9 protein-coding genes are annotated in these 12,516 nt (G+C 46.7%); 5 read left to right on the top strand and 4 right to left on the bottom strand.

Annotated features, from left to right (window positions below):
- Nucleotides 1–298: 298 nt before the first annotated feature.
- Nucleotides 299–1,397, top strand: a protein-coding gene (prfB, locus tag B5P39_RS02205) for a peptide chain release factor 2 (RefSeq protein ID WP_161629216.1) whose coding sequence is annotated in 2 segments (ribosomal slippage) — nucleotides 299–373 and nucleotides 375–1,397 — 1,098 coding nt in all. Because the reading frame shifts where the segments join, the coding sequence is not laid out codon by codon here.
- A gap of 29 nt (nucleotides 1,398–1,426) precedes the next feature.
- On the top strand, nucleotides 1,427–2,929 hold the full coding sequence (gene lysS, locus B5P39_RS02210; RefSeq protein ID WP_011621622.1) for a lysine--tRNA ligase: 1,503 nt from the start codon (nucleotides 1,427–1,429) through the stop codon (nucleotides 2,927–2,929).
- 102 nt (nucleotides 2,930–3,031) lie between these two features.
- On the opposite strand, the gene B5P39_RS02215 is transcribed toward lysS, so the two are convergent.
- The gene (locus B5P39_RS02215; RefSeq protein ID WP_088210294.1) at nucleotides 3,032–3,472 is read right to left on the bottom strand and encodes a DUF2846 domain-containing protein; all 441 of its coding nucleotides are present in this window, start codon (nucleotides 3,470–3,472) and stop codon (nucleotides 3,032–3,034) included.
- A gap of 394 nt (nucleotides 3,473–3,866) precedes the next feature.
- Nucleotides 3,867–4,370, bottom strand: a complete 504-nt coding sequence (locus tag B5P39_RS02220; RefSeq protein WP_088210295.1) for a lactoylglutathione lyase family protein — start codon at nucleotides 4,368–4,370, stop codon at nucleotides 3,867–3,869.
- A 168-nt stretch (nucleotides 4,371–4,538) separates the two neighbouring features.
- Between B5P39_RS02220 and B5P39_RS02225 the strand changes: the two genes are divergently transcribed.
- From B5P39_RS02225 to B5P39_RS02235, 3 genes are all read left to right on the top strand, one after another.
- Entirely contained in the window at nucleotides 4,539–5,465 is a 927-nt protein-coding gene (locus tag B5P39_RS02225; protein WP_088210296.1) for a LysR family transcriptional regulator, read from the top strand.
- 290 nt (nucleotides 5,466–5,755) lie between these two features.
- Complete coding sequence (gene pbpG / locus B5P39_RS02230; protein ID WP_011718099.1) at nucleotides 5,756–6,712, top strand: D-alanyl-D-alanine endopeptidase; 957 nt, start codon at nucleotides 5,756–5,758, stop codon at nucleotides 6,710–6,712.
- Nucleotides 6,713–7,166: 454 nt separating this feature from the next.
- Nucleotides 7,167–8,717, top strand: coding sequence for a rhomboid family intramembrane serine protease (locus B5P39_RS02235; protein WP_088210297.1), 1,551 nt, complete (start codon nucleotides 7,167–7,169; stop codon nucleotides 8,715–8,717).
- A gap of 68 nt (nucleotides 8,718–8,785) precedes the next feature.
- On the opposite strand, the gene B5P39_RS02240 is transcribed toward B5P39_RS02235, so the two are convergent.
- Nucleotides 8,786–9,883, bottom strand: coding sequence for a calcium:proton antiporter (locus B5P39_RS02240; RefSeq protein ID WP_088210298.1), 1,098 nt, complete (start codon nucleotides 9,881–9,883; stop codon nucleotides 8,786–8,788).
- A 212-nt stretch (nucleotides 9,884–10,095) separates the two neighbouring features.
- The gene (locus tag B5P39_RS02245; RefSeq protein WP_088210299.1) at nucleotides 10,096–12,408 is read right to left on the bottom strand and encodes a toxin-antitoxin system YwqK family antitoxin; all 2,313 of its coding nucleotides are present in this window, start codon (nucleotides 12,406–12,408) and stop codon (nucleotides 10,096–10,098) included.
- Nucleotides 12,409–12,516 lie beyond the last annotated feature (108 nt).

The following is a 12,516-nucleotide window of genomic DNA, read 5'->3' on the forward strand; positions in this document are numbered from 1 at the left end:
AGCTTAATCCTTTGAGGTTTTTAGTGATTATCACTGTTTAGCTTGCTCAAATTTATGTTTGATAGAGGCGTTAAACGGGTTATTTCATGTAGGATCACAGTCTTAACTCGGCTTTGTCTGTTAATCTGCTGGCGCCAGCGGTGCTTTTTAGGCTGATAAAATCGCCCTGAAGTGTCAACACGCCCTAGGTTTACTGCCGTTGTTAGGTTAAAATGCGCGGTTGCAAATACTGTTAATCGCCGCCTCCTTTGATGGAAAATCCATTGAAACGGCAAAAATAAAGCGAAGTTGAAAATCCATGTTTGAAGTTAATCCAGTAAAATTCAAAATTAAGGAGCTTGCCGAGCGTACGCAGCTTCTTAGGGGGTATCTTTGACTACGATGCTAAGCATGAGCGTCTAGAAGAAGTCAGCCGTGAACTTGAAAGTTCTGAGGTGTGGAACGAGCCAGAACGTGCTCAAGCCCTAGGTAAAGAGCGCGCCAGCCTCGAAGCCGTTGTCAAAACTATCGATGATATGGACGCAGGTCTAGAAGACGTTGAAGGTCTGCTAGAACTTGCCATCGAAGAAGAAGACGAAGACACCTTCAATGAAACCACCAAAGAGCTGGATTATTTAGAGAGCCGTTTGGCCGAACTCGAATTCCGCCGTATGTTCTCTGGTCAACATGATGCCTCCGATTGTTACTTAGACATTCAATCGGGCAGTGGCGGTACTGAGGCACAGGACTGGGCCAACATGGTACTGCGTATGTACCTGCGCTGGGGCGAAGCCCACGGATTCAGCCCTGAGCTGATGGAAGTCACCGATGGTGACGTCGCCGGCATTAAGGGCGCGACCATTAAATTCACCGGTGAGTATGCTTTCGGTTGGTTACGTACCGAGACGGGCGTGCACCGTTTAGTGCGTAAATCGCCATTCGACTCATCGGGCCGCCGCCATACTTCTTTCTGCTCGGTATTCGTTTACCCAGAGATTGATGACGATATCACCATCGATATCAATCCTGCTGACTTACGTATCGACGTATACCGCGCCTCGGGTGCGGGTGGTCAGCACGTTAACCGAACCGAATCTGCGGTACGTATTACCCACTTACCGACCAACACGGTAGTGCAGTGCCAGAACGACCGTTCACAGCACAAGAACAAAGATTCGGCGATGAAGCAGTTAAAAGCCAAACTGTTCGAATTAGAAATGCATAAGCAAAATGCGGAAAAGCAAGCCGCCGAAGATGCCAAATCTGACATCGGTTGGGGCAGCCAGATCCGTTCTTATGTATTGGATGATTCCCGTATTAAAGACTTACGCACTAGCGTGGAGACGCGCAATACCCAAGCGGTACTCGATGGCGATCTGGACAAGTTTATCGAAGCCAGTTTGAAATCAGGGCTGTAATTAATTCAAAGGTATAGACGAGAAATAAGATGACTGAACAAGTACAAGATGAAAACAAACTGATTGCCGAGCGTCGTGCCAAGCTAGAAAGCATTCGCCCGAACTGCAGCGCTAATGCTCACCCTAATACTTTCCGTCGCACCCACAAAGCGGCTGAGTTGCAGGAAAAATACGGTCAAAACACTAAGGAAGAACTCGAAGCCTTAGGTTTTAAAACCAGCATCGCTGGCCGTATCATGGCAAAACGTGGCCCATTCCTGGTGATCCAAGACGTGTCTGGTCGTATCCAAGCTTACGCTGAAAAGGGCGTTCAAGCGGATCTGAAAGACCGTTACCAAGGTCTGGATATCGGTGACATCATCGGCGTAACCGGTCAGTTGCACTTGTCTGGTAAAGGCGATCTATACGTGAACATGGAAGAGTACCAACTGCTGACTAAAGCACTGCGTCCTCTGCCAGAAAAATTCCACGGCTTAACCGACCAAGAAACCCGTTACCGCCAACGTTATGTGGACTTAATCGTTAATGAAGAATCTCGTCAAGCCTTCGTCATGCGTTCAAAAGTGGTTGCTGCTATCCGTAACTTCATGATCAAAAAAGAGTTCATGGAAGTTGAAACCCCAATGATGCACGTGATCCCAGGCGGCGCTTCAGCCCGTCCATTTATCACTCACCACAATGCGCTGGACATGCCAATGTACCTTCGTATCGCGCCAGAGTTATACCTCAAGCGTTTAGTGGTAGGTGGTTTTGAGCGTGTGTTCGAAATCAACCGTAACTTCCGTAACGAAGGTCTGTCACCACGCCATAACCCTGAATTCACTATGATGGAATTCTATATGGCCTATGCAGACTACAAAGATCTGATGGACTTAACCGAAGAACTGTTAAGCTCTATCGCGATTGAACTGTTAGGCAGCGCGCAAATGCCATACGGCGAGCACACTGTTGATTTCGGTGGCCCATATGCCCGTTTAAGCATGTTAGAAGCGATTCAGAAGTACAATCCTGACAACGCGACTATCCAAGCCATGACCTACGAGCAAGTGAAAGATCTTGAATTCATGCGTGAACTGGCTATCAGCTTAGGCATCAAGATCGAGAAGTTCTGGACCTGTGGTCAGCTATTAGAAGAAATCTTCGGTGAAACTGCTGAATGGCAGTTAATGCAACCGACTTTCATCACTGGCTACCCAGCGGACATTTCGCCACTGGCACGTCGTAACGATGACAATCACTTCATCACCGACCGCTTTGAATTCTTCATCGGTGGCCGTGAAGTAGCTAACGGTTTCAGCGAGTTAAACGATGCTGAAGACCAAGACAGCCGCTTTAAAGCGCAGGTTGATGCGAAAGACGCGGGTGACGATGAAGCCATGTTCTACGATGCAGACTACATCACTGCACTGGAACACGGTTTACCACCAACAGCGGGTCAAGGTATCGGTATCGACCGTTTAGTGATGTTATTCACTAACACTCACACTATCCGTGACGTGATCCTGTTCCCAGCGATGCGCCCACAGGCCTAAGCCTGATTGGAGTTGTTGATTTAACACCAACTCCAGCATTTAGCGAACAATAAAAAACCAGCCTAATGGCTGGTTTTTTATTGGCCAAAGAATAAATAATGACTACTTCGCCAGTTTACATTCTTGAACGTTTTTCATGCCTTCGGTATCCGAAACCGCTTTTAATCCTGCTCCACCAACAAAGACACCCATCTTGATATATTGCTCGAAGAAGTAATTTTTACCTCCTTCGGTTTTTACGGTTAAATTGTTTTCGCTGAACTCAGATTCAGTCGACAACATTTGTTCACCCGGCTCAACTTCCTTAAAGAAATAAACTTTGTTAGCCGACTCTCCAATGAGATCACCGTTAATATAGATATTTTTCTTTAGTGCCTGTCCAACAAAGCTATTACGGTAAACATAAATACCACTTTTATTGTCTGCTGGTTTTTGGAATGTTTTTAATTTTGCATCTTCTTCTTTTGAGGCCATTGGTACTGTTGCGCAGCCAGAAAGGAATAGGCAAGCAGTCAATATTGGCGTAAGCAGTTTTTTTAACATCATCAATCCCTAATTTTGAAATAATAAAAACCAGTGGTGTCCACTGTAAACATCAACTCGTTATCAGGAATAGTGTTACGTAGGGAGAAAAAACATCATCCTGACACGAGTAAAGGTTACCGCATACGGTTAATTGCCAGTCTGAAAATGTTTTTAAATCAGTAAGCTAAACGTACTATTCCTGATGTGGCGAAATATAACTTAAGTTGTATCAATGAGCCATTGGTTTGTAGCTTAAATTGATGGAATGTGTATTTTTGTGATCTTGGTGAGAGGTGCTGTGGTTGGGGGAATCTTCTACTGGTTTCTATTTGAGCTATTGAGTCGTCCATACCAATATCACATCTTGGTCAACCTAATATGAAATGATATGGACAACTTCTTTAGTGGTGACTTATTGATAGGCGCCGCTGGCATAATGTAGCTCATAGCTATGGCTATATATTTCGAGGATATTGCCAAAGGGATCTTCCATATAAATCATGCGATAGGGTTTCTCGCCCGGATAGTAATATCTCGGTTCCTTCATACGTTTCTTACCGCCAGCGGCGACAATTTTTTTGGCAAGTTCTTCAAGGTTGGGATCTTGCACGCAGAAATGGAATACGCCGGTTTTCCAATATTCAAAGTTGTTCTCAGGGTTTACTTGATTCGCGAATTGGAATAGCTCGACGCCAATTCGGTCGCCCGTCGATAAATGAGCAATTTTAAAAGAACCCCAATTAGGACCAAATACATCGGTGCACATCTCACCGATAGCCGAGTTGTCTTCAATAATTTCAGTTGGCGGCATGATCAGATACCAGCCGAGTACCTCAGTGTAAAACTTAACCGCTGCCTCGAGATCGGGGACCGAAATACCAATATGCGAAAAGGTGCGTGGATAAGGTGTATTCATATTAACTCCTAGTGCGAATGTAATGTGCCCAAAAGCCGAATCATCACAGCTTCAGTGGCGATGGAGTCAGTTTATGGTGTTCTATTAACAATTAAAAATTATCAAATTTTCTTATTTTGATAATTTTTGTTTATTATTGGTGGGCGAAATGATCGATAGAGAGTGCATATGCTGAATCAACAATGGCTACAGACCTTCGTGACCCTGATTGAGGTCGGGCACTTTACCCTGACGGCTAAAAAGTTGTTTATGACTCAACCAGGCGTTAGCCAACATATTAAAAAGTTGGAAGAACAAGTGGGTGTGTCCCTGATACTGCGACAGGGCAAGCGTTTTGAGTTGACAGAAGCGGGCAGCATTCTCTATCAACATGCCCGTGAGTATCGACAAGCCGAAACTGAGCTGTTAGCGCGATTGCAAACAGACGAACCCTATATTGGTGAGTGCCGTTTTGGCTGCTCGGGGGCGATAGCAAGTTTGCTCTATCCGCATTTTCTAGAGAGACAAATTCAGTATCCCAGTTTGAATGTGATGCTAGAGGCGGCGCCGAACCAACGCATAGTGTCGGGTATTTTAAATAACCAGCTCGATGTGGGCATAGTCACTAAGCGCACAGATGACGCTGAACTCAGTTATCAAGCCATAGGCTATGCGGAGTTAGCCTTAGTGCTGCCAAGCCAGTATCAAAGTATGCCGTTAGACAAAGAACGCCTTGAACATATTGGTTTTATTGATCATCCCGATGGACAATATTATCTGCAGCAAGTCCTCAGGGCCAATTTTGGCGACGCTGAAGCGACACGCACTGCCCGTGGGAGTAAGCGATACTCCAGTAGCATAGCCCAGCAGATCCCTCGCAGGGGTTATGTTAATCAGCTCAATCAAATCTTACTGCCAGTCGCTAAAGGCATTGGTTTTACTGTGCTTCCTTTAACTACGGTTAACGCCTTTATACCTAGGGAGAGTCTATGGGCGGTAGAACTTGAGCAAAAAGTGCAGGAGTCGCTGTATTTAGTGCATAAAAACACTCGGCCTTTGCCTTCTCGATTTGAGGCATTTATTGACTTAGCGATTCGTCTGATAGCTAACGAGTAACAACTAAAAAGTCTCTCCTAATCGCAGTTGTTTGGATGGTCATACTGAAAATGACATTGTTTTTAGTATTGATAATTACTGATTGAATTTTTATTGGTATTAAGTACTTAATTAACGAAATTTTTAGTGAATGAAAATTCAGAAAATTTCCGCAAATTTAGGCTAAAAAGTGCTGATATTACTGATAAAAGTCGATGGGGATTCTATTCCTTTTTCCACAGACCTCTTATACTTAGCTTCAACCTTGTGCGTAGCACATTCGACTTATTTAACGACTCAGTGAAATCTACATGAAGATCCCTTCTCTGCTTGGTAGTTTTATCTTGGTATGCAGCAGTTTAACTGTTGCCGCGACAGCGCATTCTGCCGATTCGGCCTCTGTCACTACAAAAAGCACCGCCACGGCGAAAAAAGCCCCTGTAAAACAGCAGGAAGTGGCCGCCAATAGTGCGCTGGTGGTGGATCTAAAAACCAATGAAATTCTCTATTCTAGTAATCCCGATGCCGTAAGGCCGATTGCTTCTGTGACTAAGCTGATGACCGCCATGGTAACCTTAGACGCTAAGTTGCCTATGGATGAAAAGCTTGCCATCAATATCAACGACACTAAGGAAATGCGCGGTGTGTATTCTCGAGTGCGTATCGGCAGTGAAATTAGCCGTAAGGATATGTTATTGCTGACATTAATGTCATCAGAAAACCGTGCTGCGGCGAGTCTTGCCCACCATTATCCCGGTGGTCATAAGGCTTTTATTAAGGCGATGAATGCTAAGGCAAAAGCTCTAGGCATGAAGAATACTCGCTATGTGGAGCCTACTGGGTTGTCCGAGAAAAACGTTTCGAGTGCCCGCGATCTAGTGGTGTTACTCAAGGCCAGCGAAGGTTATCCCATGTTAGGTCAGTTAAGCTCGACCGAAAAGAAAACCGTCACCTTTGGCAAACCTAAGTACAGCCTCGACTTTAGAAACACTAACCGTTTGGTTTACAAAGATAACTGGAATATTCACCTCACTAAAACTGGCTTTACCAATGAGGCTGGCCATTGTTTAGTGATGCGTACCGAAATGGCGAAACGCCAAGTGGCCTTTGTGGTGCTCGATGCCTATGGTAAATACACCCATATGGCGGATGCCAACCGTTTACGTAACTGGTTAGAAACCGGCAAAGTGACTCCGATCCCTGCCGAAGCTAAGCAGTATAAAAAGCAGCGCAGCCAGCAGCAGTTTGCCAAAGTCAGTGAGACCTAAGCAGGCGTTAGTTGCTTATCCACTCAACAAAAAGGCCAGAATCGTTCTGGCCTTTTTATTGGTATTTGCCTAGGGCGTGTTGACGTTTCAGGGTTATTTTTGCAGCAATGTGGCTGGCTTTTATGCAAGGCAAAGTCCGTGCAGTGTAGTTATTCTACATAAACGGACGATAACGCGGCAGAAAAGCCAGCCAAATGCTGCCCGAAGGGTTCGCCTGGCAAGCCCTTGCTCTTTGTCACTCGTCATTTGAGTAGAATAACTACACATCATTCCTCGTTTCGCGAGCACGTGCTTGCCAGAACGAACAAAATTTAATCTCGAAACGTCAACACGCCCTAGTCCTTTGTTGTAGAGGATTGATTGGCTTAACTAAAATTCAAGCAATCATCCCGCTAAGGGTGCGTTGTGTGGTGATACGCCGTATCATGGGCGGGATTTTTCTCTCAAGGATGATATGCGTGTGGCGTTAATCTTAAAAAAACTCCAGTTGATCTATGTGCCCTTTATGCTGCTCTGCCTGCTATTTGTCTCAGGCTACAGCTTGCTCCATTGGTTGTTGATTATCGAGTTCCAACTGCTGAGCATTGACGAATCGATTATCAATTTCTGGCTGCCGCTGTTATTGCCTTGGCCCTTGCTGTTTTTCTATTTAAGACCTCGGCTTAAGTTATTCCGCTTTACCAAGAGTAATAGCCGTTTTATCTATTTTGTGATTGCCGTGCTTTTGCTGGCCGTGCCTACTATCGTGGCGCAGGAATACCTTAATAGCGCAACGGGCAAGTTGACTCAACTCGAGTCCATCAATGCACTATTGCACCAGCCGCAGACCAAGTATTACCAATTAAATCAGTTTTATATCGATAAAAAACACATAGGCGTGCAGCGTAATATTGAGCCCATAGGTAAGGGCAACAGTGAGCTGCGCATGAGCCTGTATATTGCGATGCCGATTTTCGCTAAACGTAATGAGAGTTGGCGGGTCGGTGCTAAGGCCTTGGCATGGTATGGCAAAGTTTATGAGAAAACGATCAGCAATCGACTCGAACAGCATGAAAAAGAATCGCTATTTCAGGAGTTTATTCATCAGAGTCAGCAGGAGTTTAATGGCTTAAACCCGGATGACTTTGTCTATCTGGACCGTATTGGCCCGTCGAGCCGCTACACTCAGCTACTCACAGCAGCCCAAAAAAGTACTGTGTATTTCGATGCTTACCAAACCGTCTTAATGCCTGTGAATCAACCCTTCGAGGCGCGTAATGGCCATAAATTGGCGTGGATTATTGCTTGGTTAAGCTTTGGGGCCATTCTGTGGTTGTTGATGAGTCTGATGCTAAAACTGGATGAGACGCAGGCGTCTAAGCCCTTGGCTGCGCAGCTGAGTATGGAAAAACCTAAGGCAGAGCTCTATGGCTTTTTGGCCGAATTAAAACCTCGGCAGGGCTTTGTTATCACGCCTATCTTGCTCTATATCAACACCTTGATATTTGTATTGATGGCCTTTGCCAGCCAGCACCTTATCGCCTTACCAAACAGTGTGTTACTCGATTGGGGGGCAAATCTTCGTCAGTTGGTGCTTGAGCAGCAAGTCTGGCGTTTAATCAGTAATGTGTTTTTGCACGGCGGCCTGATGCATTTAGTCTTTAACTTATACGGGTTGTTTTTTGCTGGGATGTTTTTGGAGCCACTGCTGGGCAAATGGCGTTTACTCTGGGTTTATTTGTGCTGTGGCTTAGTGGCGAGCATGGCCAGCATTGGCTGGTATGAGGCGACGATCAGCATAGGTGCCTCGGGCGCCATCATGGGGCTATTTGGGGTGTTGATCATCTGGATATGGTTGGGTTTATTGCCCTTGGCGGACAATATGCCGCTCGCCCTGAATCTAACCCTATTCGTTACTGCAAGTCTTGTGATGGGACTCTTTGGCGGCGTGGATAATGCCGCGCACCTTGGCTGTTTAGGTTGTGGACTGCTGCTTGGGAGCTTGCTACGCCCAAACAAGGTGTAACATCAGGTCAATAAAAAGCCGAGGAAAATCCTCGGCTAATGGGGTTTACTATTGAATGTAAGCGGTATTTAGGCGTGCTCAAACATCAGGAAGAGGTACACGATAAACAGCACTATATGGGTCGCCCCATGGAGTGCATTGGTTCGACCGCTGCTAAAACTGACTTTGCAGACCATTAAACTGGTGGCCAATAGCACCATATCCGCTGCAGATAGGCCTAGGTGGACTTCTTGGTCGATAAGAGAGCCAATAATCAACACCGCGGGTACGGTAAGCGCAATAGTGGCGAGTACTGAACCAAAATAGAGGTTCATCGCCCGCTGCAGTTGATTGTTGAGTGCAGCCTTAAAGCCACCTACGGCCTCTGGCGATAAGATCAAACAGGCGACAATAAAGCCACCCAGTGCTGGCGGCGCCCCGAGAGCGGCCACGCTGTAATTAATGGGCATCGCAAGGGTTTTGGCGAGCAGAATCACCACTAGCAAATAACCAATCAACAGCACTGTGTGGTAGATATTGCTGCGCAGTATGCCGTGATGCTCTTCGTGGTCCTCATGGTCGGCATCGACAAAGAAGTGGCTATGGCTCTTGGTTTGGATCACTAAAAAGATGCCATAGAGCAAAATCGAGATGATGATCAGCATCCAAGACATAGGCTTAGACATGCTGCCAATGGTGCCGCCCTCGGTAAAGTTAGGTAGCACTAAACAGAGCAGGGCGAGGGAAATTATCGCCACTAAATAGGATTTCACCCCATCCAAATTAAAGTGCTGGGTATGATAGCGCCAACCGCCAAGCAGCAGCGTGAAGCCAACTAAACCGTTGATAATTAACATTACCACGGCAAACATGGTATCCCTTGCCATCACGGGGTTTGGCTCGCCCGTTAACATCACCGAAGAAATCATCACGACTTCGAGCGAAATCACCGACAGGGTTAAAATCAAGGTGCCATAGGGGTCACCGAGCTTGATGGCAAGCGCGTCTGAGTGACGCACCACGGAGAAAATCGCCCAAGTCACTACTCCGAGTAGGGCGAGTGAAACGGGAATATAAGTTGAGAGTGCCGTGCCATCGGCCAGCAAGCTATCGCCACCTGTTTTAAAGAATACTAACGTGAGTATTCCGAGCAGCAGGGCAAATTCGTCTTTGATAAATGTCTTCATAGGCAGTTGATCCAAAGCGGAAAAAGGCCGTTAGTATAGACATTGGTTATGGCACACTTTGCATGAATAATCCTTTAGATTTGGGGTTAGGCATAAATTTTTGAGCGAGATCGCTTTTTTATTCAAAACCACAGTTCTCGGTTAATACCTTTGACTTAGCCGATTTTGCGAGTCACAAACTAGGCAAACTGCATGCAAGCTAAAGCAATGTCTTAGCCATGGTGCTCGGTATTGATCAACTTGCCGAGCTGATCGTAATTATTCCAGTCCCCCGCTTGGCGATCGGCAATATAGCTACCCTCACTGCGTTTTTCGCCATTGGGCCAAAATTGTTGCCACAAACCTTCCTTGCGATCCCGTAAAAAGCTCCCCTGTTCGGCCAGTTTGCCATTGGTGTGGTAATAGCTGGCATCGCCTTCCTTCTGGCCTTTTAACCAAGTTTCAGTCAGTTTAGGTTTACCATTTTGGTGGTATTCCCTGCGCTCGCCGTCGAGCTCGCCTTTAGTGTATTGGGCTTCGAATTTGAGCTGACCATTGCTGTAATACTCTTTGCTGCTGCCCTGTTGTTGGTTATCTAAAAACTCGCTGCTGGCGGCTAAAATGCCATCCTCATACCAGCTTTCCCACAGACCCGTTTGCTTGCCTTTATCCATAGTGCCGCTGAGTTTGAGCTGGCCATTGTTAGGATAATATTCGGCATAGGTGCCAGTTTTATCATTGTTATCATAGGTTTCTAAGCGATAAACCACTTGCTTAAAGCTGTAGTACTCGCTGGTGCCATGGCGTTTATTGTCCTTCCAATGGGTTTTCTGGCTGATATTGCCCTCGGGGATTGCACCGTAGGTTGGGTCTTTGGCTTCGTAGCGGTAATCAATCCAGAGACCGGTTTTTTGATTATCCTCATATTGGCCAGTGACGCGGCGGCGACCTTGATAATATTCGGCGTAGTCGCCATTGAGTTTGCCGTTAACAAAGCTCTGTTCTTTCTGTTTTTGCCCCTGTTGATATTGGATCCACAGTCCCTCTTTAACGCCGTTTTGATAATCTCCTTCCTCATTGAGATCGCCATTGTAGTACCAACGACTAAAGTGGCCATCGAGGGGATAGCTATTGCTGTTATCCGCTTTCGTGCGGGCGTAGTGGGCGAGTTCTCTGGGCTTGCCATTGTCGTAAAAGGACTCGTACTTACCGACCCAAGCGCCTTCGATGCGCTCACCTCGTTCATTCACCGAGCCATCCTCATAGTAGGATTCGGAGCGGCCAGTGAGTTTGCCATCAACATACACATCTAAGCTGCGTAGCTGGCCATTGGTGTGGTAACGACGGAACTCTCCATCCCTTTGACCTAGCTTCCACACCTCTGCGGTTTGCAGTTTACCGCCGTTATAACGCTCAAATAATCCATCCTTTAAGCCCATGTTGTAGCTGCTTTTTTCGATAAGATTACCGTCCGTATCATAACGCTCAGAGGGGCCATGCAACGGATATTGACCATTATCGGCCAGTTGCGAGTCTTGATAGGTTCGCAGCTCTTTAAGTTGGCCGTTGGAATGGAAATACTTTTGCGTGCCAGCGAGCATATCCTGCTTGTAGTTCAAATCGCTGGTCAGTACGCCCTCGAGGTTAAAATACTGCTGACGCCCCTCTAGCACATCGTTGAGGTATTGCTCCTCCACTTGGAGTTTGCCCAGTTCATTGAATTGCTGACACTTACCGTGGCGAAGTCCCGCCTGATAGTGGCACAGGCTTGCTAGTTCGCCACTGGGATAAAAGGTGCGTTCTTCCCCCTCGAGTTTATCGAGATTAAATTGGCTGGCACTGGCCTTAGTGCCATCGTCGAAAAAGGTTTCCCATAGACCTTGGCGGCGGCCGTCGGCATCGAAGCGGCCATTAACGACCACTTGGCCCTCGGCATTTTGCTCGAGATAGGGGCCAGAGAGTTGGTTATTGGCGTAGGTCTGGCTTTGGGAGAGGGTGCCGTTTTCATAAAAGCTTTCCCATTTACCGTGGCGAAGGTTATCGAGGTAGCTCTCTTGCGCCTGTAATTTGCCACTCGGGAAGAAACGTTTTACCTGGGACTTTTGGCCATTTTGATAGAGGGTGCTTTGGTTGACATTGCCCGTGGCGCTAAATTCCTTCCATTCGCCAACCGGAACTCCTTTGGCAAATTGCTGCTCCTCGGTTAGGGCGCCATCTAAGTCGAACAGTCGCCAGGTGCCATCTTGGTAACCCAGTTGATAGTTACCTTCGACGATTCGGCTGTTATTACTATGAAAAACCTGCCATTTCCCATTCGGTATCCCCTGCGAAAATTGCCCTAAGGTATAACCTTGGTTATCGCGGACAATGGCAATGTCGCCATTTAAGGGCATGCCAGTGGCAAGATTGTAATAGCTGGGAATGCCGTCCTGCTGGCGAATTTCGATCATCATGGAGGAGAGGTTTTGCGCCGCCTGTGCATGGACGCCGACTAGGCTAGTTGCGGCAATGGCGAGGCTAATAAGGCGAAATGGCGTGTTGTACATGCTGATCCTTTGCTCTGGGTCTTAGGGCCGCACAATGGCGGCCAGTATAAGAATCCTAACGTTTATAATACGTTAATGCAGTGCACTTTGGCCGAGTGCACAGCGCGT

It is taken from the genome of Shewanella sp. Shew256 (assembly GCF_002196695.1).
Lineage (GTDB): Bacteria > Pseudomonadota > Gammaproteobacteria > Enterobacterales > Shewanellaceae > Shewanella > Shewanella mangrovisoli.